Raw genomic sequence first — 24380 nt, 5'->3', positions numbered from 1 at the left:
TTGTTCCAAGGGCCTTGTGTCACCCGACCCACTCTTCAGCCAATCTCGGCTTTGCTGGTACGATTCGAGGCGATTTCAGCCTTCGCGGCATCGTTTACTTCCCGTTCGGCAGCGATCCGGAAGCGCGCCACTCTTTCGCGCAGGTGCTGGCTGCGCTCCACCAGCCGCCGTGACGCATCGGTATGCCCTTGCACCAGACCGGCGTTCTGCTGCGTCATCTGATCCATCTGAGTGACCGCTTCACCGACCTGCTCGATGCCCTGACTCTGCTCCTGGGTGGCGGTCGAGATCTCGCCGACCAGGGCAGTGAGCTGCTGGATGTCGGCGGCGATGCCGGCGATGATCTCGTCGGCCTCCTTGACCCGCCGGGTACCCTCGATGACCTTGCCATCGGAGCGCTCGATCAATGTCTTGATCTCGCGGGTTGCCGATGCCGAGCGACTGGCGAGCTGGCGAACCTCCTCGGCCACCACGGCGAAGCCGCGCCCGTGTTCGCCGGCACGGGCCGCCTCCACCGAGGCGTTGAGCGCCAGAATGTTGGTCTGGAAGGCGATGGAATCGATGGTGTCGACGATGCCGTTCATCTGGGTGGCGCTGTCGTTGATCTCGTTAATCGCGGCCACCACCTCTTCCATCGCCGACCGACCATGCGCCGCGTTCGATGCGGTCTCGCCGGACAACGTGCGGGCCTGCTCGGCATGCTCGGCGTTGTGGCGCACCGTGGTGGTCAGCTCTTCCATGCTCGAGGCCGTCTCGCTCAGCGCCGAGGCCTGCTGCTCGGTGCGGGTGGCAAGCTCGTCGTTGCCGGCATCAAGCTCGTCGACCACGCCACCGACGCCGTCGACATCCCGGCGGATGTCCCCGATGGTGCTGCCCAGGGCACGACGCATGCGCTCGATATCGAATAGCAGGCTGCCCTGATCGCCCTTGCGCAGCCGTACCTCTCGGGAGAGGTCGCCATCGGCGATGGAACGAGCCACATCCACGGCGTAACGGGGATCGCCCCCCAATCCTCGCGTGATGCCACGGATTACCAGCACCATCGCCAGGCTGACCGGCACACCGATGACCAGCAACGCCAGTAAACTGCGGCTCAGTGAGGCAATGAAGGCGGCATTGATGTCGTCGATGTAGACCCCAGTGCCGATGGTCCAGCCCCAGTCATCGAAGCGCGCGTGGTAGGAAGATTTCGGCGCCGGCTCGCTGCCCTCCTCATGGACCCAGAGATAGTCGACGAAACCATCGCCCTCGGCGACATCCTCGAGGAACTCCCGGAACAGGTATCGCTCCTCGACGTTCTGGAAGTCGGCGACGGAAGTTCCCTCCGGCAGGCGCGGGTGACTGAGTAGTGCCAGATCATCGTTGAAGACATAGAAATAGCCGCGTCCCTCGTCGTAGCTCATGTCCTTGATGACCTCGGCAGCACGCTGTTTGGCCAGCTCGGTGCTGATATCGCCAGTTTCGGCCCGCGCGGCCTGCTCTTCGACCACCGCCATGGCCAGGTCGATGTAGACCTCCAGACTCGCCCGACGCTCATCGAGCCTGGTCTCTCGGTTCTCCCAGGCACCCCAGCCCACCATCAGCAGCATGGCCAGCCAGATGAGTCCCAGGCAGGCCCACAGTTTTTGTGTCGTTGTCAGTCGGCGCATAGCTCCCCCACGCAAATCTTGTCGTTATCGGCCGGCGATCAATCGCCGACGGAGTCCACCAGTGCCATCTCGTCGCTGGTCAGCAACTTGTCGATATCGACCAGCACCAGCATGCGGTCTTCCAGGCTGCCGAGGCCGCTCAGGAAATCGGACGAGAGGGTGACGCCGAACTCTGGTGCCGGCTTGATCTGCTCGGGGGAGAGGGTCATGACATCGGAGACACCGTCGACCACGATGCCGACGATCCGGTCTCCGACATTGAGCACGATGACCACGGTCTGACCACCGTATTCCACCTTCTCCAGACGAAACTTGATGCGCAGATCGACGATCGGAACGATCACGCCGCGCAGGTTGGTCACGCCCTTGATGAAATCGGGTGCATTGGCGATGCGGGTGACATTCTCGTAGCCACGGATTTCCTGCACCTTGAGGATATCGATGCCGTACTCTTCGTCGCCCAGCGAGAAGACCAGAAACTCTCGGTTCTGCTCCTCGGTGGCGGCCAGGGCAGCATTGGTGTTCGGGGTACTCATGACGGCTCTACCTCCTTGGGATGGGCAGTCGGCACGTCGCCGGGATGCTGGCCGCGACGCGCCTCCTTCTTGGTGCGGTTGAGACGGTGCAGATCGGCGATGTCGAGGATCAGGGCCACACTGCCATCACCGAGGATGGTGGCCGCCGACACGCCTGGCACCTTGCGGTAGTTGGTCTCCAGGTTCTTCACCACCACCTGCTGCTGGCCGATCAGGTCATCGACCAGCAGGGCGTAGCGACGACCCTCGCCCTGGACGATCACGGCGATGGTCTCGTCGAGCTCGGTACGCGCACCGGCCACATCGAAGGCGTCGTGGACAGGCACCACCGGCAGGTATTCGTCGCGCACCTTGAGCACCACGTCGTCGCCGGCCATGGCATAGAGATCGCGCTTATCAGGCTGCAGCGACTCGAGCACCGCCGACAGCGGCAGGATGAAAACCTCGTCACCGACCTTGATCGACATGCCGTCGAGGATGGCCAGGGTCAGTGGCAGCACGATACGGGTGGTAGTACCTTCACCGGTCACCGACGCGATCTCGACGTGGCCGCCCATGTTCTGGATGTTGCGCTTGACCACATCCATGCCGACGCCACGTCCGGATACATCGCTGACTTCCTGGGCTGTGGAAAAGCCGGGGGCGAAGATAAGTTGCCAGACCTCGTCGTCGCTCATGCTGTCGCTGACCGGCAGATCATTGTTGCGTGCCTTGGCCAGGATCCTGTCCCGATCCAGGCCGGCACCGTCGTCGATCACTTCGATCAGGATGTTCCCACCCTGGTGCTGGGCCGACAGGGTCAGTCGACCGGTACGCGACTTGCCGGCTGCCTCGCGTGCTTCCGGTGACTCGAGGCCGTGATCCAGGCTGTTGCGTACTAGGTGGGTAAGCGGGTCGATGATGCGCTCGGTCAGGCTCTTGTCGAGTTCGGTGGACTCACCCTCGGTAACGAGCTCCACGTCCTTGTCCAGCTTGCCGGCCAGATCGCGCACCAGGCGCGGATAGCGACTGAAGACATAGTCCATCGGCACCATGCGCACCGACATCACCGCTTCCTGCAGATCCCGGGCATTGCGCCGCAGCAGGTTGAGGCCATTGTTAAGCCCGGTGTGATTGAGGTCTTCCAGCTCGCTGACGGTCTGGTCGAGCATGGACTGAGTGATGATCAGCTCGCCGACCAGGTTGATGATCTGATCAACCTTGTCCACGGACACGCGTATCGAGGAAGTCTCCCCGCCACTCTTGGCGGTTTTTTTCTGCGGCTTGCTCGATGGCCTGGACTTGCCGGACCCTCCAGACGCCCCGGAGGCTTCGGACTGGTTGGCGGTGTCGAGCGAGGACGGCGCTGCCGCGTTGGCGTTAGACTCACCGGATGCGGATTCCGGCTTTGCGGCGACCGTTCCTTCGGCCACCTTCGCTTCCATCAACTTCTCACCCGCCACCTTCCCTTCTGTCGTGGCAGCCTCGTCCGCCGAGGGCGCGGAAGCCGCTTCGACACGAAGCTGTTCGGGTTCGACGATGAAACACATCACCGCCTCGATGTCCTCGCGCCCCACTCCGGTCTCGAGGGTCACCCGGTAGCAGTCCGTATCGCCCTCCCGGGCCTGAATTTCGCCCAGCTGCTCGAGTTCCTCCACCAACAGATCGCGATCCTTGTCGCCGACCCCGAGCAGGGAGACCACCAGCCAACCGTCGTCCGACGCCTGCTCCGGTTCCGCTACGGAGTCAGACGCCGATGATGGTCCATCCGCGGTCGCTGTCTCGGTCTCCGGCACCGGGGGTTCGGGATCGGACGACATGCCGTCGGCATCATCGAGTGCCTGACCGATCTCTTCCATCGCCAGTTGTTGCAGGGTCCGGCAAATGCGTTCGAAAGCGGCTCGGTCGGGCACGTCATCGCCACGGTAGGCGTCCAGCTGGTCGTGGAGCATGTCCTTGGTTTCCAGAAAGGTATCGACGATGTCCCGGCGCAGCATCAGCTCGCCGCGCCGGGCATGATCCAGCAGGTTTTCGAACAGATGCGTGGTCTGTTGCAGCACATCGAAACCGAAGGTACCGGCACCACCCTTGATCGAGTGTGCCGCCCGGAAGATGGCGTCGAGCTGCTCGACATCCGGGTCGTCGACATCGATCGCCAGGAGATGGCGTTCCATGTCGGCCAGCAGTTCTTCGGCCTCCTCGAAGAAGGTGTCGTAGAAATCGGTGATATCCATGCACGTCTCTCCAGCCTGGATGTTGACGGTCCGTCATGATTCGGGCGGTTTGCCGAACGTCTCACGCAGGCTCTCGTTGAGACCCTCCAGCGGTGTCGACGCACCCGAGGAGTCTTTACGGATGAGCGAGGGTACACCCAGGCCATCCAGCTGCCCCGGCGCGCGGATGCGCTCGGCGACCTCCTCGAACAGGATCAGCAGCTCAATGCGTCGGTTGATCGGATCGCTCGGCTCGGTATCCGGCATCACCACCTGATCGGCGAAACCGGCGACCCGTAGTAGCTTGGCCGGATCCAACCCCCCGGCGACCAACTCGCGCCGTGACGCATTGGCACGCGCCGAGGAAAGCTCCCAGTTGCCGTAACCCTGATACCCGTTCAGGTAGGCCAGGCTGTCGGTGTGGCCGCTGATGCTGAGGTCGTTGGGCAACTCGTTGAGCATGGGCGCCATCAGGTGCAGCAGGTCGCGCATATAGGTCGCGACCTGATCACTGCCGAGCTCGAACATGGGACGCTGTTCGGAATCCACCAGCTGGATGCGCAGCCCTTCCGGCGTCATGTCGAAACGCAATTGGTCGCGGAGCTGTCTGAGATCCGGGTCGGCCTCGATGGTCCTCTCGATGCGCCGTTGCAGATCGCGGAAGGCCCGACGCTGCTGCTCGCTGGGACGCGAACGCTGGCGCATGTCGATCCGTGCGCGCTCGCCCTCGGTGTAGACGGGATCTGGCCCGCCGCCGGGAATGACGTTTTCGCTCATCGAGGCGCTGTCGCCGCCGGCGATGGCGGTTACCAGGGGCGTACTGAAATACTCGGCCACGCCCTCGCGCTCCTGGCGGCTGGCCGTCGACAGGATCCACATGACCAGGAACAGGGCCATCAACGCCGTCATGAAGTCCGCCAGGGCAATCTTCCAGCTACCGCCATGATGGCGATGAACGACTCGCTTGCGCCGAATGATGATCGGTCGTCTGTTGTCGCCCTGACTCATGCACTCCCCGCCACCGGCTTGGCTTGTCGCACATACTCTTCCATCTCTGTGAAGCTCGGGCGTTCAGCTGTATGCAACGCCTTGCGACCGAACTCCACGGCCAACTGCGGGGCATAACCATGCAGGCTCGCCAGCAGGGTGACTCGAATGCACTGCAGCATCTTCTCGGCTTCCTTGGCCTGGCGCTCGATACGACTCGCCAGGGGCATGATGAAGCCGTAGCCGAGGAGTATTCCGAGGAAGGTGCCGACTAGGGCGTGGGCGATCATCTGGCCCATCTGTTCGGGGCCAGCGGCCGCAGTACTGAGAGCCTTCACCACCCCCATCACCGCTGCGACGATGCCGAAAGCCGGCATGGCATCGCCGATGCGTCCGATGGCATCGATCGGGATATGGACTTCCTGCTCGAAGGCCTCGATCTCGTGAAGCATCAGTTCATCGAGCTCCATGGGGTCCATGCTGCCGCTGACCATCAGACGCAGATAGTCGGTCAGAAAGGTCATGATCATGGGATCGGCCAGAACCTTGGGATGATCGTTGAACAGCGCGCTTTCCTGAGGGTCGTCGATATCACGCTCGATGCCGAGCATGCCGTCGCGGCGTACCTTGGTCAGGATCTTGTACTGCAGCGTCATCAGCTCCAGGTACATCGCCTTGTCGTACTTCTTGGAACGACGCAGCCGGGGAATGATGCGGAACGTGGCCTTGAGCGCCTTGCCGTTGTTGGCGGCCACGAAAGCCCCTACCCCCGCACCGCCGATCATCAGAAGCTCCGTGGGCTGGAACAGTGGTCCGAGACTGCCACCGGCCAGTACAAAGCCGCCGAAAACGGAGAGCAGGACGATCAAATAACCTATGGGGATCAGCACGGCCGACATCCTTAGCAGGAACGTGAATGACGTAACTGCCTTGGTTATCGGCGTCGGCGTGGCAAAACTTGAGGGTGTGGCACAAAAAACTGCGGCGCCCCTCGGCAGGGGCGCCGCCCGGCATTCAAGCCTGGCTCGTGGCGTCCAGGCCTGGCGGCATGCGCCGTTCCGCGTTGGCCTGCTCGCGTCGCTTGCGTGTCTTGCCGGCCCGTGAGGGAGGCTGACAGATACCGCAGAGGTAGTCGTGACTCGGGCTGTGGGCATGGGCCACGAAACGTCCATGGCAGCGCGTGCAACCGGAAAGCTGTAACTGCTCGCTTTCGAAGAAGCGCACCAGAGTCCAGGCCCGGGTCAACCCCAGCACGGCATCGGCGTCATCGATCGCCACCTGTTCCAGATAAAGGCGGTAGGCCTTGATGAAGCCCTCCATGCGCGAACAGCCATGATCCTCGCGCAACCGCAGATAGATGTTGTAGAACAATGAAGCGTGGATGTTGGGCATCCAGGTAATGAACCAGTCCGTGGAAAAGGGCAACATACCCTTGGGAGGGGACATCCCGCGCACTTCCTTGAAAAGCCGAATGAGCCGGGCGCGACTGAGGTCGGTTTCGGTTTCGAGCACCTGCAATCGGGCCCCCAGTTCGATCAGGTCAATGGCAAGGCGGACCTGTCGCCATTCATCCAGAAGGCTCTTATTCGACACGGCTGTCCCCCTCCTCTGTCGACAGAGGCCGGGACGCCATCAACAATGAAGAATGAAAGTGGGATAACCCCTGCTCTCTGGGGTTATCGACCACCTGACGCAGGGGTTCGATGCCTGCATGACCGAGACAGCACAACAACTGGTTGGTATTCGCCAATTTCGAAAGCTGCTGGGCACCCAGTGAGGCAAGAAAGTCTGCCATGACATCATCGACCTTGAGCCGAAACATGGCTTCTTCCCGGTCAGCATTCAGCAGACGCTGCGCCAACAGGAGGTAGGCAAGATTCATTTCACGAATCTCATCCAGGTATTCGTTGGATTTCATAATCCCCTGCTTTTAATGCGTTATTTATTCGGGATGGCCTATTCTGCCCTGCCTTCCGAAAGACTTTCATCTCACGCAACGCACAGCATACGACCATTTTTTTTCATTTGTTCAACATTGTCTATAATTCGCCAGCGGATGCAACATGGCGCCACCAACGGTCGCAACCCGGGGCAGTCACGTGTCCGCCCTTGCGGTGAAAAATTCCATGAAATCACATGATTAAGACCAAACTATGACAAAGCAGCAGGGACGCAATAAAGGTAATCAAGAACCCCGAACCAACATCCTTCAACGCTCACCAGCGGACCTTTCGTGCAGCCAGACCAGCAGTTCGGCGATGACACGATACAGCCTGGGCGGAATTTCTTCATCCAGGTTGAGCTGCATCAACAGACCCACCAGCGCTGAGGAGTCGTGGACATGGACGCCCTGACGTCGCGCCTCTTCGACGATACGCTCGGCCAGCTCGCCATAACCACGCGCCACGACCCTTGGCGCAGCGTCATCATCGCCATAGGCCAGCGCCACAGCCCGTCGACGTGCGTCCTCGTCGGTCATTCCTCTTCCTCCCCCCAGTTTTCCAGGCGCAACTGCACATGCTCGAAGCCATGGTGCTCCAGCCGCTGGCGCAGCGTCTCGAGCTCCGTCACCAGGTTCGAGAGGATCGTCGCATCACGCACCTGCAGGGTGACACCCAGTGTCGTCGCCCCCATTCGCAGGGCCACCCTCATGTCTCCCAGACCCTCGATTTTCAGGGTCAGCTCGGAGCGGAAGGACCCTTCTTCATCGTCATGATCACTCGAGGTTGACTCACCGCCCTCGCGTCGATGCTCCCGCCCCTCGGGGGGTAAATGCACCGCCAACGCCATGAACAGCCCACTCCAGACATCGCCTTCCCAACGCAACGTCGGCGATGCCAGCATCTCCAGTTGATGGCGGACCAACCCCTGCAAGTGCTCATGGACCGGTTCGCGCCCGGCCATGGCGTTGACCGCCGACGAACGCGCCACCTCCGTGGCTGAAGATCCAGCTTCTCCGGAGACCGCCGCGGCACCCGCCATGGGCCAAGCGCCAGCTTGTGACGGCGATACCTGCCCAGGAGTAAAGGTCAAGGTTCGCCACATCTGGGGCTCACGTTCGAGTTGCTGACGCGACAGTCCCCCCACGAACCAGCGCGCCAGGTGTGACTCGTAGAAGAGCCCGCTGTCTCGCACGCTGCCCTCGAGGCGTTGCGCCAGCTGGGAGGGCGAGATCGACTGATCGGCGCTCATCAGGGGGGCGGCAGGAGTCACCACCGAGGTGGGAGCGGGGAAACGCAGCAATAGATCGGCGATGGCCCGTGCCGTGGCACTGAAATGGGTATGGGTCGAGGCGGAGGTCGCGGCATCCGGTCCCGTTATTGGCCCGTAGGTACGTGGTGCCTCCGGCGTGCTGGGCGCTGCACGCTCCGGCGGCGCACGAGCGTCGAGTCGCGAATCGCTGTGCAGGGCGCGTGGCGCATCGCCGGGTGCAACCGGCTTGACCGGTTGATTCAGGTCCCGGGGTGGCGGCACATCGGCGCGCTTGCCCAGCACCTGGTGCAGCAGCGTGTCCAGCAGCGGGGTGATCCCGCTCACGACGAATCCGTCCCAAAGCGCGACCCGGCATCGATGACGCCGGGCTTGGCGCCGGCCCCGTAGGTACGCTGCAGATCGCGCTGCCGCCGGGAGACACCGATCAGCTCGCCCAGCTCATCGCGACGCTGGATGAGGTGGCGGCGTATCTCCAGGTCATTCTCGAGAATGCGCTCCAGCAATTCGGCCTTGTGTCGCTGTTCCTCGCCACCCAGGGAGACGCCGGCATCGAGGGTCGACAACCGCTCCACCTGCTGCACGTATTCGGTTTCCTGAGCGACCAGGTTTTCCCAGTCGGCCGCCAGGGCAGCTTCCAGCATGCTTTCGCTGCGTGTCAGCAGGCTGGTGTAAACATCGAGCACGGCTGCGCTCGAGGCTGGCGCTTCATCGAGAAACTGACTCATGCTCAAGCTCCTGCAGCCTGAAACTCGATGTCCCGCCAGGCCGAGGCGATGTCATCCAGCAGGCGCTCTGCTTCGTCCAGAGCCCCGACGTCATTGTGGGCATTGGCGGCCAGCAGACGACGGGCGATGTACTCGTAGAGCGACGCCAGGTTACCCGCCACCTCGCCGCCGTGCTCCCCGTCCAGGGCCGCCAGCAAACCATTGTTGACGATATCCAACGCCTTGGAGATCGACTTGCCCTTTTCCGCCAGGTTGCCTGCCTCGAGGTGGATGCGAGCCGCTCGAATGGCCGCCTGGGCGCCGTCGAACAACATCGTGATCAACTGGTGCGGACTGGCGGACATCACGCCACTCTCCACCCCGACCCTGGCGTAGGTGCTTGCGCCGCGCCCATAGGTAGCGCCATATGTGCCTGTCATCTCGCTCTCCTCTACTCCCGCTCGCCCGGCTCACGTCGGCGGACTGTCATATTAACCGCTGAGTGCGCTGAACTGCTGGCTCAGGTAGGTGCTGGTCTGATTCATGTTGGCAATCATGCCGTCCAGTTGGCTGAACTGACTGCGATAGCGCTCGATCGTCCGGTCGATGGAACCCTCCATGCGGGTATATCGCTCGTTGAGCCCCTCGATACGCGACTCCACGCCGCTGGTCGCGATATCGAGCGTGCCACCCTCCTTCAACATGCTTTCCAGGGCCGTATCGAGGGTATCGGTGAGCCCATCGCTCGACCCGGTGCCGGCAAACAGGCCAGCCAGTGCCTGCCGGTTGTCCATGATGGTTTCATCGAGCGCGTCGTCATCGAGTGTCAGAGTGCCCTCGACCTCCAGGTCGATCCCCACCTCGCTGAGCATGTTGAGCTCGCCACCGCCGACCTCCCCGCCGATGATGTCACGCAACCTCGACTCGATGCCGCGCAGAGTGCTGTCACCGAGCAGCTCGCCGGCCTCGCCGGTTTCGGCGTTGAAACTGGTTAGCGAATCGATGGTCCCACGCAGGCTGTTGTAGGCATCGACGAAGCCCGAAACCCCCTCACGCAGGTCGCGATTGTTGAGCTCGACCTCGACGGTGGAGTCGCCCGTCTCGGCGATCTCCAGGGTGACCCCCTGAATGGCGCCCTCGACCTGATTGGACTGACTGCTGATACTCAAGCCGTTGACCGTCAGGGCCGCATCCTTGGCCTGCACGGTCTGCTCCATGGTGGCATCGGCGACCCCATAGGAGAGCTTGGCATCCAGGGTGCCATCGCTCGCGTCGCTGGCGAAATCGACCGACTGGATGGTCGACTCGGTACCCGTCTTGTCGCTGGTGAGCACCAGGCGATACGGGTTGTCCTTGCCGTCGTTGACGATGGATGCCGTCACGCCGGTTCCCTCGGCATTGATGGCATCGCGGATGCCCTCGAGGGAACTGTCAGCCTGGGCGATGTCGAGGTTCAGGGTCTGGGCAGCGTCGCCGGTGCCGACTTCGATGGTCAGGCTGCCGGCTCCGAGTTCGGCGTCACGCTCGGCGAAGCCCTGGGACGCCAGGCTCTGGGCGCGCGCCAACTCGTCCACCGACACGTCATAGCGCCCCGCCTGAGCCTCGCTGGAGGCAGTCGCGGTGACGCTGTCGCCGGTCACGTTGCTGGAAAGGCTCTGGTAAAGCTCCTCGCCGTTGAGCTTGGCCGCTGCGTCCTGAAAGGATGACAAGGCGCTCTTCAGCTTCCCGTAAGCGGAAACCTTCGCTTCATAACTCTGCTGCTGAGCGGTAATGGGCTCGAGCTGTTCGCGCTCTGCCGATTTCAACTGATCCAGCAAGCCATTCAGGTCCATGCCGGACCCGATACCCAGCGATGATATCGACGCCATGACGTTTCCTTAACGAGACGAAGTGGGCCAGTCTGACAAGCGCCGTCGGCAACGATGCCACGAGCAGGCCTTGTCGAATGGGCTATTTTCTCATTTATCGGCCAGGCCCCCAGGAACTTTAGGAATATGCTCAGCCGTTTACCACGACTTCCTCGACCACCTCTCCCAGGCGCTGGCTCACGTCGCCCTGAATGACCTTACCCATTTCTTCCGTGGGCGGTCCGATCGTATCGGTGAGTTGCACCCGAGCAACAGCACCGCTGTCGTCCAGCCCCTGGACCCAACCCAGAGTGTCACTCGAAAAGCGGACCAGCGAGCCGATCGGGTAGCGACCGAAACGCTGAAAATAGCGCCGCACCCAGCGCGCATCGAAGGCGTCGGGATGCGTCAGCAGGTGGCTTATCACCTCCTGAAGACGCCAGGCGGGACGATCAGCCCGGTCGCGTCGCATAGCGTCCACGACATCGACCACGGCGGCAGCACGTTCAAGTTCTCCCAGCGTCTCGCCACCCAGGCCCTGTGGGTACCCATTGCCATCCAAGCGCTCATTGATGCGCTGCACCACCGAAGTATGCACCGCGCTGGCCAGCCAATGACAATGACGCATGCGCGGCTGGAGAATGTCGACATGCTCGCGCATCCGTTGTTTATCATCAGTACTCGGCGCGGCCAGCTCCCAGAGATCGGCCGGCAACAACGCCTTGCCCAGATCGTGCAGCATGGCCGAAGCCACAACCGCCTTGCACAACTCATGCGGCGGTGAAACCTCCTGCAGCAAATCGAGCAGATGTACTGCGACGCTCACGCAGTGGCGAACCAACCGGGTCTCCTCGTGCAGACAGTGCGTAGCGAACAGCAACGCCTCGCGATCCTCTTCATGCAGCAACAGCAGCAGGTCAGCGTGCCGCGATAACTGGACCGAGGAAACCTCGCCGCCTTGATGCAGTTCGAGAATCTGGGCATCCAGGTAGTCGGCGACACGCGACAGTCGCTTTGCCATGGGCGTGGCATAACGGCACATGTTGCGACGCCCTATCGTGGGGGAAGCAGTCACCGATGCCAGGAACAAGGGTGATGGCTGCCTGGAGGCATCTGCGCCCTCGACATGGCGTGCCGCCTCCTGCTCGATAGCGCGCACGAAATACCACAGTTTGCGCTCCTGCTCAGCACCTGCCTGCTCGAACCTGAAGCCCGCCTGAACTACGCGACGCACCATATCCGCGTTTCGGTGTCGCAACGACGCCCGACTAATGACGTAGCGTGTACCATCGGGGAAGCAGAGCTCGACTTCCTGCGGCACCGCTCCCTCTCCCAGCAAGCCACTGGCTGATAACGGCAATTCCAGCCGGCACCCCTCCAGGGACAGATCCTTGAGATCCCCCTGAATCGAGCGACCGCCAGCTTCGGTATTCCGCAGTATCGCACCAACTTCCATGCCGAGTCGCAACTGGGCACGAAACGTCTCACGACGCTGCAGGACTTCAAGACTGCGCGGATAGTCACTGCGACAGACCAGGCGTCCCTCGTCGTCCTGGCAAGACTGCATGGTCAGTGTCGAGGTCCGCACCAACTTTCCATGACTGCGCCCCAAAAGACGGAATGGCTGACCGCGCTGCAGCGTCCCCGCTATCTCGCGAATGGCGCTGATATCCAGCTGCAACTCCTCACCGGGCCGATGATCCTTCACCAGTACCGGTAGCGGCTCCCCGCCCGCGTCCTCCACTTGCAGCGAGGCGCCGCCCGGCGCCATCAGCGCCTCGAGCAATGCCTCGACCTCCATGGGACTTTCCACCCGATCGTAGCCGTCCTCCACCATCCCTGTGCCTCTCACCTTTCGCTATCAGTGGAACGATGCTGAATACATCGGCCGCCACCTGTACAACTTGAGTCCCTTGCTGACTTGTCTTGCACCCGGCCCCCAGGGCTTGCCGTATAACCGCCATAACCCGCACTCTCTCGATATAACGCCGAACACTACGGCACCGGAGTAGCATCCATGACCTGGGAGAGTGTACCCATGCCTGCTCGGATCACTGCCGAGGAGGCCTTCCGGCGACTCGCCGAAGGGCTTGGTCACAGCGGTTCCGACGACTTTTTCTACACACTGGTGGAGCGGCTGGCCCAGCTTCTCTCGGCCGACCATGTCCTGATCGCTCGAGTGCGGGACGACAAGGCCCAGACCCTGGCCATCTGGTCCCGGGGGCAACATCTGGCAAACGTGCAATATGCCTTGGCCGGCACGCCTTGCGAGACGGTGGCCAGCCACGAAATGTGCCTGTACCCCGGCAATGTGCAGTCCCGTTTCCCCCATGACCGCATGCTGCGGGAGCTCGAGGCCGAGAGTTATCTGGGACTGCCGTTGTTCACGACAGACGGCGCCCAACTGGGGCTGCTGGCCGTCCTCGCCAACCGCCCCATGGCGCCCAGCGACCAGGAGTACGAGCTGCTGCGCATCGCCGCGACCCAGGCTGGTGCCGAACTGGGCCGACGAGATGCCGAGTGCGCTCTGCAGGCAAGCGAGCGCCATGCCCGCGAGAGCGAGCGCCGGCTGAACACCCTGCTCAATCATCTACCGGGCATGGCCTACCGCTGCCTCAACGACACGGACTGGACCATGCTGCTGGTCAGTCAGGGGGCCACCGACCTGACCGGCTACTCCCCCGAGGATCTTACCCATAACCGGCGGATCAGCTACCTCGAGCTCATTCACCCGGACGACCGCCAGTACGCCGACGACGCCGTGCAGCAGGCCATCGCCCGGCGAGAGCCGTTCCAGGTCGTCTACCGCCTGCGGACCGCCAACAGCGGCCTTCGCTGGATGTGGGAACAGGGCCAGGCGGTGTTCGACGCCAACGGCCAGGTCGACTGCCTGGAAGGCTTCATCACCGACATCACCGAGCAGCACGAGGCCCAGCGCGTGCAGGAGGCGGTGATGCAGATCGCCTCCACCGTCACCAGCCGAGTCGGCGACGACTACTTCCATCAACTGGTAAGCACCCTGACCCGCACTCTCGAGGCCGACGCCGGCTTCGTCGCCCTGCTGGAGCCCGCCTCCAGGGCAGACGCCAGTGTCACGCCCCTTCCCGACGAGACCGTCGTCAGCCTGATCAGCGCCCTCTCCGATGGCCTCAGCCTGGCACCCTGCCGCCTGCCCCTGGCCGGGACGCCCTGCGCGACGCTGCTCCACGAACAGGAGATCATGATCCAGCACGAAGGCCCTTCCGGCCTACCCGGCTTCCCGGCGGACACCTGTGCCTGGATCGGCCGCCGGCTGGACAACACCCGAGGCGAGCCCATCGGCTTCATCATGGTGCTGTATCGCCAGCCGCTGGAGGCCGACGCCTTCGCCACCTCGGTGCTGCGCATTCTCTCCAACGGCGCCGCCGCCGAGCTGGAACGCCGCAACGACCACCGACGCATGCACCAGCTGGCCTATACCGACGGCACCACCGGCCTACCCAACCGCATTCGCTTCATGGAAGACCTGAGCCATCAGCGACAGGCCGCCGAGCGTGACCAGACCCCGCTGGCACTGCTGCTGATCGACATCCGCCGGTTCAAGGAAATCAACGACACCCTCGGCCATCAGGTCGGCGACCGGCTGCTCGCGACCCTCGGCGGGCGGCTGCGATCCGCCCTGGCGCCGCACGAGCGCCTGGCCCGCCTCTCCGGCGACGAGTTCGCCCTGCTGGTGCCCAGAGCCTCGGCGCCGGAGCTGGCACAATGCCTCGAGCGCATGCGCCAGGCCGTGGGCCGCCCCCTCACCCTCGACCACCACCGTTTCACGCTCTCGGTCAGCATCGGTACCGCCCAGTATCCGCGGGATGCCGTCACACCCGAAGAGCTGTTCAAGTTCGCCAGCATCGCCCTCTACCACGCCAAGCACCAGGCCGACGGCACCTGCCCCTTCGACCCCTCGATGACCCTGGCCCTGCAGCGCCACCAACGGATGACCGAGCGACTCCACCTCGCCCTCGGTGAAGGCAAGCTCGAGCTGTACTATCAGCCGAAGTTCGATCTCGCCAGCGGCGAGCTGGTGGGGGCCGAGGCGCTATGCCGCTGGTACGACGAGGACTGGGGCTGGGTCAGCCCCGGGGAATTCATCCCGCTGGCCGAGGAGCGCGGGCTGATTCGTCCACTGGGCGAATGGGTGCTCGAAAAGGCCGCTCGCCAACTGGCCACCTGGCGATGCAACGGCCATCCCCTGCCGGGCCGGCTGTCGGTCAACGTCTCGGCCCAGCAATTCACCGACCCCGACCTGGCCCGGCGTATCGCCGAACTGACCCGCCACACGCCGACCTCGTCCCTCGACCTGGAACTGACGGAAAGCGACGTCATGCGGGACCCCGAACAGGCCATCGCCATCACCCAAGCCCTGCGCCAGGCCGGCTACACCCTCTCGATCGACGACTTCGGCACCGGCTATTCCTCGCTGGCCTACCTGCGTCGCTTCGCCGCCGATACCCTCAAGATCGATCTCTCCTTCGTACGCGAGATGCTCGACGGCCCCCACGACCGCGCCATCGTGGAAACCATCATCGCCATGGCGCGCAGCCTGGGCATGCAGACCATCGCCGAAGGGGTGGAAACGCCGAAACAGGCCAGCGAACTGGCCCGGCTGGGCTGCGACCAGGCCCAGGGTTACTACTTTGGGCGCCCGTTGCCCCCCGCCGACTTCGTGGCAAGCTGGGGCGAGGCCATGACATCCCGATAAGGCCGCGCCGCAAGCGCCGTATCAACGCCTGTCCGGCGGCGCCGAGAGCCGCCGAATCCCCTCGAAGCGGCCCTCGGACGAGACATACAAGCGAAAGACGCCATGCACCCCGTCCCGCGTCACCACCCGCCGCAGCGCCTCGGCCGGAAACTGCACGCTACGCCCGTCCAGGCTACGGGTATGCACCACGCCCACCCGGCCCTCGTAGTGGGCCAGGCAGGCATCAGGCGATAGCTCGATAATCACGTCGATGGTGGGCATGGGGTTCAGAAGCAAGAAGTAAAGGGTAAGGAGTAAAGAGCGAGGGATCCGAGTCTATCACCGCTCTCCTGGCCCACCGCATCCCAGGTGACTTGGCTTGGTGTTCGCCTCGGGGCCGAGAGCAAAATTTTTCACTTCACACCCTAAAGGTCCCTTCCAGGCCACCGATATAAGGAGTAACGGCCAACGGCGCCGTTGCGGCAGGCCCGGAGCGCCAGCGTGACGGGTCCGCCAATGGAGCCCTCAACAGCTTGGAAGGAAATCACCATGTCAGTGATCAATACCAACATCACCGCGATGATCGCCCAGCAGAACCTGGGCGAATCGAAGAATGCCCTGGCTACCTCAATGGAGCGTCTGAGCTCCGGCCTGCGCATCAACAGCGCCCAGGACGATGCCGCCGGTCAGGCCATCGCCAACCGCATGTCCAGTCAGATCACCGGCCTTTCCCAGGCACAGCGTAACGCCAACGACGGCATCTCAGCGGCGCAGACTGCCGAAGGTGGCCTCAACCAGGTCAACGACAACCTCCAGCGCGTTCGCGAGCTGACCGTTCAAGCTCAAAATGGCACTAACTCACAGGCGGACTTAAACTCGATTCAGGACGAGATCAGCCAACGCCTTGAAGAAATTGATCGCATCTCACGCGAAACTGACTTCAACGGCACCAGTGTGTTGGCGGAAGGTGCCGACTCAATGACGATTCAAGTTGGTGCTAAAGACGGTCAAACCATTGACATTAACTTTAAGACAACCAATGTAGAGGAGCTAGGCTTAACTGGTTTTAATGTTAACGGTGTCGAGGGAACTGCAGCACAAGCTACAGCGGGTGATGATGGTAGCGGTAACGAAGTGGCAGTGACTACCGGTACAGCCACTGCCGCTGACGGCGGCACCCTTTCAGGCACCTATACGCTTCACCAAGACGCAGAAGGCAAATATTTTGCCAACGATGGTTCAGATAACTTTGCCGTTTCCAACGTTTCGATTGATGAGGCCACCGACCCCACTGCTCCGACAGCAGACTTCACTGTAGATGAAGCAGGCGGCCCTGTTGGCACGGTTACTGATGGGCCGCTGGCCTCTCTAGATGCAGCTCTCGGTGAAGTCGATAGCCTGCGCTCAGATTTAGGTGCCATCCAGAACCGCTTCGAGTCTGCCATCACCAATCTTCAAACCAACGAGACCAACCTCTCCGCCGCTCGCTCGCGGATCGAGGATGCCGACTACGCCACCGAAGTGGCAGATATGACCAAGAACCAGATCCTGCAGCAGGCAGGCACCTCCGTGCTGGCACAAGCCAACCAGCTGCCGCAGAGCGCCCTGTCGCTGCTGGGCTAAGTGACCGACTGGATACCACCGCGCCTTCCAGGCGGTGACAATGAACGGGCTCCTTCGGGGGCCCGTTTTTATAGGAGGAGCCGACATTGCCCGATACCGCCGAAACGCTATCGGCCCACGATGTGGTCTACGACCTTATCCCCAAGCTCCATGCCACCGAGCGGCTTGTGGATAGTACGCTTCAGGGCCGCATCGTGCGCTGTACCGATGAGGACGAGACGGCCAGGCTGGAGGAGCTGAAGATCGAGTTCGAGCTGGAGATCTCGATGATTCGCATGAACCTCGAGCACCTGATTCAGCGCTACTCCCGGCAGTTGGAAGACGCCAGCCAAGGATGCCAACAGGGCAATAGTGCCTCACTGACGCTCGATACCCATGAGGCCGTAGCCATCGAGAGCGCTCGAGTGCTCTACCGCCGCGTTCAGGAACTCGCCACATGACCGAAGACGAACACCGGCAGGTGATCGACGAGCTCGATGAGATGATTCGGGATGCCCGCACCCTTATGGATCGCTTCGAAGCCGGCGGCATGGATGAGGCCATGGCCGGCGACTACCAGCAGCTTCTCGACCTTCATGCCCGCGCGGTCGGCGATCAGAATGCCCACACCATGGCGATGCTGGCCGCCGATCAGTAGATCGCCCTGCCTCTCCGTCGAATCCGCCCCCTCACCGGTGCTCGGACACTTCCAGCACATGGGTGATCGCCTGTTGCCTGCCATCCCATAGATAGCGCAGATGCGGGCCCTGGTCCGGAATGCTGAGGGCGGGCGGCCGAAAGATAGCGGCGCACTCGTGACCAGGGTCGCGAACGCTCTGGTAGAGCAACCCGAACGCGCCCGCCTCGCGTCGTCGAGTGGCGAAGGCCTGAGCCTCCCCATAGCGCGCCGGGTCTGGGGCGTGCAACCCGTCATGGCCCTGCCGGATATCCTCCAGCTCTCGAGTGATGGTGTTGATATAGGTCCGCATGGTGATCTCGACAGTGCCCTCCCGAGTGGCCTGCAGAAACTCGGACAGATGGAAACGCGTCTCGGCGATGGCCGTATCCAGGCGGCTGGCGCAGTAGTAGACCCCGAAGGTGCCGTCGCTGAATCGTGACCGTCTGCCGATATGAGTGAAGGCGGCCATGATAGGCGTCGAGTCGGGCCCGGAGACGCGATCGACACGAGGCACGCGGGTCAGTTCGCCGGCCTTCTCGAGCAGCCTGTCGTTGGTCATTCCCTCGATGGCGAAGGCGAGTTCCAGGTCCTCGGGATCGAGCGTGTCCTCGAACACATCGATCGGCGGAAAGGCGCTGTTGATGACGCGATAGGCGTTGTGCCAGGCGGGCAGGATGCTCGGCAAGCGCAAGGGTCACCCTCTAACGGCATCGAGATACCGGCGCGTATCGGCCAGGTCCACCACGCGACCCTGGAGCATGTACGCGAGGGCCGATTGACCATTGAAGGGCGCCGCCTCATTGGGCTTGTGCACCCATTCGTAGGCCTTCTCCGGGCTGTTGCTGAACAGGATCCGCAGCGCCTTGTGGATGCCCATCAGGTAGGAAATCCGCTCCATGGTGTCGCGAGGCAGGCGTACCTCGGGCAGCTTTCGATACTTGTGGTAGGTGGTATTGCCGATGCCGCCCAGCAGGGTGCGCTGCTGGGTAACAGAGCACCCCCAGGCCTGCATGATGTTGAAGAAGAACTTGAGCGCGACGCGCCCTGCTTCCGGGGTATTGGTCGCAGGGCGCTGCTGTGCCTGTGCCGCCATCATGGCCGTTTCTCCGGTATCGGATTGAACATCCACATCCGAAGTATAAGCCATATTTTGTCCCTATGTGTTATTTCATGTCACCGGGACAAGGATACGACACCTCAGGCGAACGCTTCTTCGGCGTCTTCCTCGACGCGGCGTTGTGCCGGTGCCAGGCGAGCCTGCCAGCAAGTTGGCCTGGAAGGCGCTTCGGTGCATCAGGCTGACAATCTCGCTGATCTGCCACGAGGTGGAAGTAATACCTTCATGGCCTAAGCGAACTTTCGGGAACTTTAGCCAAGCACCGAAGATACCTGCAGCCACTAGACGCGCTTGGGCAAGCTCCCTGGCAATGACCTCGCTCATATCGCCTGCCAATGCGCGAGACTGTAAACGCTGGAGCGATACTCACGATCATTTGGCTGCCCGGTTGCTTCAGGCAACCGGTCGGGTAGTGCTTGCAGCCGATCCAGCGGCATTGGCTTCGCGAACAGAAATCCCTGCAGTAGATCACACTGGCGACGGCCAAGATCCCGCTGCTGATCAAAGGTTTCGATGCCTTCCGCGACGACCTGCAGATTCATGTGATGGGCCATGGTGATAATGCCCTGTACGATAGCCGCATTGCCCGAACAGGTCAGAATATCCTGGATGAAGGCACGATCCAGCTTGACCCTGTGAATGGGTAAATCGCGGAGGTAACTGAGGCTGGAGAAGCCCGTACCGAAATCGTCGATGGCAATCGTGATGCCCCGCTCGCGCAATTTCCCGATCAGCGCAATGGCCTGTTCGGCGCCCCGCATCAGGATGCTTTCGGTCACCTCCAGTTCGAGGAGTTCAGGCGGAAGTTGTGTCTCGTCCAGAATGCGCGTGACTTCATCCAGGAAACCATCGCGCCGAAACTGCAGGGGCGAGATGTTGACCGAGACCGGGAAGACTCGCTCACCCTGCGCCAGACGATTTGCCATGCTCTGACACGCATGCCTCAGCACCCAGCGTCCCAGTGTGATGATTTGCCCGGTTTGTTCAGCCAGGGGAATGAACTCCGCTGGAGAGATCAGCCCGTGCTCGGGATGCTGCCAGCGGACCAGGGCCTCGACACTGCGAATTCGCCCGCTGAACGCCTCCACGATCGGCTGATAATAGAGCTCGAACTGCTGCTCACGCAGCGCCACCTGCATATCATGTCGTAACAGGCATCTGGCATTGATGCGCTGTCTGAAACCTTCCTTGTACCACTGCCAGGTGTTGCGCCCTTGACGCTTCGCCTCTTCCAGTGCCAACCCCGCATTTTGCAGCAACTCCTGGGAACATACGGTGCCAGCATCGGTGTAGGCCACTCCAATACTGGTACTGATGTACAACTCACGTCCCGCGATCTCGATGGGCATATCAAATGCATCGAGAATTGACTGTGCCTTATCCGTCACTTCGTTCCGGTTCTCGAACCCCGGAAACAGCATGACGAACTCATCGCTGGCGATACGGGCCAATGTATCGCTGGCTCCGAGCAACAGACGCAGTCGGTCGGCGACGGCGGCCAGTAGCAGGTTGCCCACATGGTGGCCCAGGCCATCATTGATAACCCTGAAACCATCAAGGTCGAGGTACATCACAACCAGCGTATGGCGCTGCTCACGGCTTGAGCGAAATTCACTTTCGAGACGACCATCCAGGGCGGAACGGTTGGCTAACCCCGTCAGCACATCATGCGACGCCTGATAGGCAAGCTGCGCTTCCTGTTCCAGCTGTTGGGTAATTTCTTCCAGCGTCCCGATGAAGTGGGTGCACTTACCCGTCTCGTCGACCACAGGGCTGATCGACAGATTATTCCAGAATGTCGAGCCATCCTGACGATAATTGAGCAGTGTGACCTCCACGGCGGAGCACCTTCGCAAGGCATCACGGATGGTGTCTATGCTCGCCGGGGCGGTCTCACTGCCCTGAAGGAAACGACAGTTCCTGCCGATGACCTGGCTGAATTCATGGCCCGTTATCCGGCAGAAGGCACCGTTGGCATAGACCAGCGGCATGTCTTCCTGTGTGGCATCGGCCATGATCACCCCGACCGGGCTCGCCTCGATTCCTCGCTGCAATAATCGAAGGTCGGATTCCTGGTGCTTGCGCTGAGTGATATCGCGACAAATACCATAGACACCGACGACGTCTTCATCGATGGTCACCGGAAAATTGGTGATTTCCAGATGATAGACGTGGCCATTGGCATGGATGCCGGCCGTTTCGTAATGGCGAGTCTCTCCTGACCTTGCTGCATCGAAGGCATCCTGAGTGAGCTCCCGGTATTCAGGGTCGATGAAATCATTGAAATGCCGTCCCACAAGCGCTTCTTCTGCATAGCCGGATATCCGTTCAAGGGCCGTATTACCACGCTGGAAACGGCCTTTCAGGTCGAACTCATAGACCCCTTCCGGATGGTTATCAAACAGGGAGCGGTACCACTCGGCCAATGCCCGGTGAGAACGGCTTTCCTGGTCACGCATGATGGCAAGCGCCACCAGCGCAGCGCCCTGCCGCAACCACTGAAGGTTGCTCTCGGCAGGGGCCGCGGACTCTCGAAAATAGGCATCGAAGGTGCCCAGCAACTCCCCGGACGCGTTCAGTACCGGGCAGGACCAGCAAGCCTGCAACCCTTCGTCCAGCGCATCACGCCGCAGGTCATGCCAACGTGCATCGCTTACGATGTTGACCGTGACCATTGGCCGACGCCAGTAGCCAGCTGCACCAAAGGAGGGCGCATTCGGCCCGATCCCGACCTGCTGAAGGCGTTCGCAGTAACGCTTGGAAAAACGCTGGCTGGGCAACAGGCTGAGCGTGCACCGGGCTTGATCGAAACGCATGAAGGCGGCGCTGGCGCCGGGCAGCAGGATACCTGCCCAGCCGGCAATAGCGTCCAGCGTATTGTCCAGCGGCGCCTGACGGGCAATCAGCTCATGGACATCCTGCTGCGCTTCCAGCAGGGCAAGATCATCTGTCATCGACTGACTCCATACCGCACAGAAAGAAGAGCCATGGAGCTTGCTTCTTCTGCCAAAAAGGCTAGCAATACGCCAAAGCTTCCTTACACCAACTCGGTGCCTGACTCGACCTGCCGAGGTGCCGGCTCGGTGCGAGCCGAAGTCGTGTCGGCACGACGCTGGCTCAGGGTGAAGCCGCCCACGGCAGCGGACAGGCGGTCGGCCTGATCCTTGAGCTGTTCGGCGGCGGTGGTCGACTCTTCCACCAGGGCGGCGTTTTGCTGGGTCATGCGGTCAAGCTCGGAGACCGCCACATTGACCTGGCTGATGCCCTCACTTTGCTCACAAGTGGCGGCAGTGATCTCGCCCAGCACATCGGTAACCCGGGTGACACTCTCGACGATCTCGGCCATGGTCTCACCCGCCTGGCGCACCTGGCTGGCGCCTTCCTCGGTGCGTTCCACGGAGGTATCGATCAGGCCCTTGATCTGCTTGGCCGCCTCGGCACTGCGGCTTGCCAGCTGACGGACCTCGTCGGCTACCACCGCGAAGCCGCGTCCTTGCTCACCAGCGCGGGCCGCCTCCACCGAAGCGTTGAGCGCCAGCAGGTTGGTCTGGAAGGCAATGCTGTCCATCACGCTGACGATCTCGCTGATCTGCCGCGAAGAGTCGCTGATGCCTTGCATGGTCTCGACTACCTGGTCGACCGCCTCGCCGCCGCGCCGGGCGACATCGGAGGAGGATTCGGCCAGGCCGTTGGCCTGACGCGAGGACTCGGCGGTGTGTTCCACGGTGCTGGTGATTTCCTCCATGGAGGCCGAGGTCTGCTGCAGGCTGGAGGCAGCGTTCTCGGTGCGGCGCGAAAGGTCCTGCCCGCCGGTGGCGATCTCGGTGGCGGCGACCCGCACCGATTCGCTGCTGTCGCGGATGGTGGTCATCACCTCTTCCATGCGCGACACGAACTGGTTGAAGGCTGTCGCGATCTGCGCCACTTCGTCCTTGCCGTCCGCCGGCAACCTTCGGGTCAAGTCGCCGCTGCCGCTGGCCACGTTGTCCATGGCATCGCGCACCGCCAGCAGGCGACGGAAGACGACACGCAGCAAGGCACCCAGCAGGATGGCCGCACCCAGGGCGACCAGCACCAGGGTGATCGCGGAAGCGCTCATCACGCCTCGCAGGCCGGCAGTGGCCTCGAATTCGTCCAGCGCCACCACCAGTTGCCAGTCGGTACCGTCGATGGGCTGGCCACGCAGCAGCTTGTCCGACTCGCCCAGCATGACGTGCCTGGGGGCCTCGACTTCGGGTAGTTCACTCAATGACGCAGCCGTCAGGGCCGGGGAGAGCTCGACGACCGGCTCGAGGCTCATCTCGGGATCGGGATGGGCCACCAAGGTGCCGTCGTCGGACGCCAGGAACGCCAGGCTCGATGGAGTGGGGGCGATCTGGTCGACGATATCGACGATGGCGTCGATGGCCACGTCGCCGCCGGCCACGGCGATCAACTGGCCGTCGCGGTAGAAGGGGGTGGCGAAGGTCACCACCAGCTTGTCGGAGGTGGCGTCCTCGTAGGGCGCGGTGACCACGGTGGACTCGGCCTCCACGGCCTGGCGGTACCAGGGACGCTCGCGCGGGTCGTATCCATCCGGGGTCTCGCTGGCCGAGAAGACGACGTCACCATTCGCCGGATCGGCGATATAAGTATTCATGAAGCCCCCGGACACCAGCAACTGCTCGAGAGCGGGCATGGGGCTTTCGCTGGTCGCCACGGCATCCAGGGCCTCGAGCATGCCGATGCGGGCGTCGACCCACTCCTCGATGGCCTGACCATTGCCGTGCGCCACGGCCCGGAGATTCTGGTCGACCTGGCGTTCGTTGTGGGATTCGACGGTGAAGTAACTGGCCGCGCCGTTAATGATCAACGCCACGGCGATCACCGTCAGGGCGGCGATGAGAATACGCAGTCGCAAGGAGTTCAGCATGAACACTCTCGTGGATCGGGAGGTTGGGGTCGCCCGGCGCCTGTGTGCCAGGCGCGGAATCGCTATGATTGAAGGTTATCGGCGAAGATATGGACGACTTGAGCCCTTCCACGAGTCACGATACTCATGGCCTGCCCTGGGACTGGCGCCACCGAGCGTACGAGTAGTAGAGGAGAGAGGGTTAGCCAGCAGCGAGATTAAGCTTTGCCTGAAAGGTCGACGAGGGAT

22 protein-coding genes are annotated in these 24380 nt (G+C 62.3%); 4 read left to right on the top strand and 18 right to left on the bottom strand.

What is annotated here, in order from left to right:
* Positions 1 to 35: 35 nt before the first annotated feature.
* From HHA01_RS09420 to HHA01_RS09360, 13 genes are all read right to left on the bottom strand, one after another.
* Positions 36 to 1649, bottom strand: a complete 1614-nt coding sequence (locus HHA01_RS09420) for a methyl-accepting chemotaxis protein (protein ID WP_141320048.1) — start codon at positions 1647 to 1649, stop codon at positions 36 to 38.
* 38 nt (positions 1650 to 1687) lie between these two features.
* On the bottom strand, positions 1688 to 2185 hold the full coding sequence (gene cheW / locus HHA01_RS09415; RefSeq protein WP_141320046.1) for a chemotaxis protein CheW: 498 nt from the start codon (positions 2183 to 2185) through the stop codon (positions 1688 to 1690).
* On the bottom strand, positions 2182 to 4398 hold the full coding sequence (gene cheA, locus HHA01_RS09410; RefSeq protein ID WP_141320044.1) for a chemotaxis protein CheA: 2217 nt from the start codon (positions 4396 to 4398) through the stop codon (positions 2182 to 2184). Before cheA ends, cheW begins: the two co-directional genes overlap by 4 nt.
* A 33-nt stretch (positions 4399 to 4431) precedes the next feature.
* The gene (motB, locus tag HHA01_RS09405; protein WP_141320042.1) at positions 4432 to 5385 is read right to left on the bottom strand and encodes a flagellar motor protein MotB; all 954 of its coding nucleotides are present in this window, start codon (positions 5383 to 5385) and stop codon (positions 4432 to 4434) included.
* Positions 5382 to 6254 (bottom strand): flagellar motor stator protein MotA, encoded by an 873-nt coding sequence (gene motA, locus HHA01_RS09400; protein ID WP_141320039.1) that lies wholly within the window; start codon positions 6252 to 6254, stop codon positions 5382 to 5384. Before motA ends, motB begins: the two co-directional genes overlap by 4 nt.
* Positions 6255 to 6378: 124 nt before the next feature.
* Positions 6379 to 6957 carry a flagellar transcriptional regulator FlhC gene (flhC, locus tag HHA01_RS09395; protein WP_141320037.1) on the bottom strand — a complete coding sequence of 193 codons (579 nt, stop codon included), beginning with the start codon at positions 6955 to 6957 and terminating at the stop codon, positions 6379 to 6381.
* Entirely contained in the window at positions 6947 to 7282 is a 336-nt protein-coding gene (gene flhD / locus HHA01_RS09390; RefSeq protein WP_141320035.1) for a flagellar transcriptional regulator FlhD, read from the bottom strand. Before flhD ends, flhC begins: the two co-directional genes overlap by 11 nt.
* A 291-nt stretch (positions 7283 to 7573) precedes the next feature.
* Complete coding sequence (locus HHA01_RS09385) at positions 7574 to 7843, bottom strand: EscU/YscU/HrcU family type III secretion system export apparatus switch protein (RefSeq protein WP_141320033.1); 270 nt, start codon at positions 7841 to 7843, stop codon at positions 7574 to 7576.
* Positions 7840 to 8901, bottom strand: coding sequence for a flagellar hook-length control protein FliK (locus tag HHA01_RS09380; protein WP_141320031.1), 1062 nt, complete (start codon positions 8899 to 8901; stop codon positions 7840 to 7842). Before HHA01_RS09380 ends, HHA01_RS09385 begins: the two co-directional genes overlap by 4 nt.
* Entirely contained in the window at positions 8898 to 9302 is a 405-nt protein-coding gene (locus HHA01_RS09375; protein ID WP_141320029.1) for a flagellar protein FliT, read from the bottom strand. The genes HHA01_RS09380 and HHA01_RS09375 overlap by 4 nt, the downstream gene beginning before the upstream one ends.
* Before the next feature lie 2 nt (positions 9303 to 9304).
* The gene (gene fliS, locus HHA01_RS09370; protein ID WP_141320027.1) at positions 9305 to 9721 is read right to left on the bottom strand and encodes a flagellar export chaperone FliS; all 417 of its coding nucleotides are present in this window, start codon (positions 9719 to 9721) and stop codon (positions 9305 to 9307) included.
* A 51-nt stretch (positions 9722 to 9772) separates the two neighbouring features.
* Positions 9773 to 11149, bottom strand: a complete 1377-nt coding sequence (fliD, locus tag HHA01_RS09365) for a flagellar filament capping protein FliD (protein WP_141320025.1) — start codon at positions 11147 to 11149, stop codon at positions 9773 to 9775.
* A gap of 130 nt (positions 11150 to 11279) precedes the next feature.
* Positions 11280 to 12929: an HD domain-containing phosphohydrolase gene (locus tag HHA01_RS09360; RefSeq protein ID WP_170214859.1), complete on the bottom strand. Its 1650-nt coding sequence runs from the start codon at positions 12927 to 12929 to the stop codon at positions 11280 to 11282.
* A gap of 237 nt (positions 12930 to 13166) precedes the next feature.
* Here HHA01_RS09360 and HHA01_RS09355 point away from each other — a divergent pair, with 237 nt between their 5' ends.
* Positions 13167 to 15863: an EAL domain-containing protein gene (locus tag HHA01_RS09355; protein ID WP_141320021.1), complete on the top strand. Its 2697-nt coding sequence runs from the start codon at positions 13167 to 13169 to the stop codon at positions 15861 to 15863.
* Positions 15864 to 15884: 21 nt separating this feature from the next.
* Here the strand turns inward: HHA01_RS09355 and HHA01_RS09350 are convergent, their stop codons facing one another.
* On the bottom strand, positions 15885 to 16124 hold the full coding sequence (locus HHA01_RS09350; protein ID WP_141320019.1) for a DUF2835 domain-containing protein: 240 nt from the start codon (positions 16122 to 16124) through the stop codon (positions 15885 to 15887).
* 267 nt (positions 16125 to 16391) lie between these two features.
* On the opposite strand from HHA01_RS09350, the gene HHA01_RS09345 reads away from it, so the two are divergent.
* From HHA01_RS09345 to HHA01_RS09335, 3 genes are all read left to right on the top strand, one after another.
* A complete protein-coding gene (locus HHA01_RS09345; RefSeq protein ID WP_141320017.1) occupies positions 16392 to 17465 on the top strand; it encodes a FliC/FljB family flagellin in 1074 nt (357 codons plus the stop codon).
* Between the two features lie 86 nt (positions 17466 to 17551).
* A complete protein-coding gene (locus HHA01_RS09340; protein WP_141320015.1) occupies positions 17552 to 17905 on the top strand; it encodes a hypothetical protein in 354 nt (117 codons plus the stop codon).
* Positions 17902 to 18102: a hypothetical protein gene (locus HHA01_RS09335; protein WP_141320013.1), complete on the top strand. Its 201-nt coding sequence runs from the start codon at positions 17902 to 17904 to the stop codon at positions 18100 to 18102. Before HHA01_RS09340 ends, HHA01_RS09335 begins: the two co-directional genes overlap by 4 nt.
* A gap of 31 nt (positions 18103 to 18133) precedes the next feature.
* On the opposite strand, the gene HHA01_RS09330 is transcribed toward HHA01_RS09335, so the two are convergent.
* The 4 genes from HHA01_RS09330 to HHA01_RS09315 all read right to left on the bottom strand — a co-directional run bounded on the left by HHA01_RS09330 (position 18134) and on the right by HHA01_RS09315 (position 24152).
* A complete protein-coding gene (locus HHA01_RS09330) occupies positions 18134 to 18814 on the bottom strand; it encodes an RES family NAD+ phosphorylase (protein WP_218023793.1) in 681 nt (226 codons plus the stop codon).
* A gap of 3 nt (positions 18815 to 18817) precedes the next feature.
* The gene (locus HHA01_RS09325; protein ID WP_246053867.1) at positions 18818 to 19270 is read right to left on the bottom strand and encodes an MbcA/ParS/Xre antitoxin family protein; all 453 of its coding nucleotides are present in this window, start codon (positions 19268 to 19270) and stop codon (positions 18818 to 18820) included.
* Positions 19271 to 19560: 290 nt separating this feature from the next.
* Positions 19561 to 22194: a sensor domain-containing phosphodiesterase gene (locus tag HHA01_RS09320; protein WP_141320011.1), complete on the bottom strand. Its 2634-nt coding sequence runs from the start codon at positions 22192 to 22194 to the stop codon at positions 19561 to 19563.
* An 83-nt stretch (positions 22195 to 22277) separates the two neighbouring features.
* Positions 22278 to 24152 (bottom strand): methyl-accepting chemotaxis protein, encoded by a 1875-nt coding sequence (locus HHA01_RS09315; protein WP_141320009.1) that lies wholly within the window; start codon positions 24150 to 24152, stop codon positions 22278 to 22280.
* Between the last annotated feature and the right edge of the window lie 228 nt (positions 24153 to 24380).

Origin of the sequence: Halomonas halmophila (assembly GCF_006540005.1) — a bacterium.
Lineage (GTDB): Bacteria > Pseudomonadota > Gammaproteobacteria > Pseudomonadales > Halomonadaceae > Halomonas > Halomonas halmophila.
This window is presented reverse-complemented; position numbering and strand designations above follow the sequence as displayed.

Excerpts from the sequence above, each read along its gene's own strand:
- cheA (WP_141320044.1), bottom strand. The coding sequence starts at position 4,398 with ATGGATATCACCGATTTCTACGACACCTTCTTCGAGGAGGCCGAAGAA.
- HHA01_RS09360 (WP_170214859.1), bottom strand. The coding sequence starts at position 12,929 with ATGGAGGTCGAGGCATTGCTCGAGGCGCTGATGGCGCCGGGCGGCGCC.
- HHA01_RS09335 (WP_141320013.1), top strand. The coding sequence starts at position 17,902 with ATGACCGAAGACGAACACCGGCAGGTGATCGACGAGCTCGATGAGATG.
- HHA01_RS09350 (WP_141320019.1), bottom strand. The coding sequence starts at position 16,124 with ATGCCCACCATCGACGTGATTATCGAGCTATCGCCTGATGCCTGCCTG.
- HHA01_RS09320 (WP_141320011.1), bottom strand. The coding sequence starts at position 22,194 with ATGACAGATGATCTTGCCCTGCTGGAAGCGCAGCAGGATGTCCATGAG.
- fliD (WP_141320025.1), bottom strand. The coding sequence starts at position 11,149 with ATGGCGTCGATATCATCGCTGGGTATCGGGTCCGGCATGGACCTGAAT.
- HHA01_RS09325 (WP_246053867.1), bottom strand. The coding sequence starts at position 19,270 with ATGGCTTATACTTCGGATGTGGATGTTCAATCCGATACCGGAGAAACG.
- HHA01_RS09420 (WP_141320048.1), bottom strand. The coding sequence starts at position 1,649 with ATGCGCCGACTGACAACGACACAAAAACTGTGGGCCTGCCTGGGACTC.
- HHA01_RS09375 (WP_141320029.1), bottom strand. The coding sequence starts at position 9,302 with ATGAGTCAGTTTCTCGATGAAGCGCCAGCCTCGAGCGCAGCCGTGCTC.
- HHA01_RS09385 (WP_141320033.1), bottom strand. The coding sequence starts at position 7,843 with ATGACCGACGAGGACGCACGTCGACGGGCTGTGGCGCTGGCCTATGGC.
- HHA01_RS09345 (WP_141320017.1), top strand. The coding sequence starts at position 16,392 with ATGTCAGTGATCAATACCAACATCACCGCGATGATCGCCCAGCAGAAC.
- HHA01_RS09355 (WP_141320021.1), top strand. The coding sequence starts at position 13,167 with ATGCCTGCTCGGATCACTGCCGAGGAGGCCTTCCGGCGACTCGCCGAA.
- cheW (WP_141320046.1), bottom strand. The coding sequence starts at position 2,185 with ATGAGTACCCCGAACACCAATGCTGCCCTGGCCGCCACCGAGGAGCAG.
- flhD (WP_141320035.1), bottom strand. The coding sequence starts at position 7,282 with ATGAAATCCAACGAATACCTGGATGAGATTCGTGAAATGAATCTTGCC.
- motB (WP_141320042.1), bottom strand. The coding sequence starts at position 5,385 with ATGAGTCAGGGCGACAACAGACGACCGATCATCATTCGGCGCAAGCGA.
- fliS (WP_141320027.1), bottom strand. The coding sequence starts at position 9,721 with ATGACAGGCACATATGGCGCTACCTATGGGCGCGGCGCAAGCACCTAC.
- HHA01_RS09315 (WP_141320009.1), bottom strand. The coding sequence starts at position 24,152 with ATGCTGAACTCCTTGCGACTGCGTATTCTCATCGCCGCCCTGACGGTG.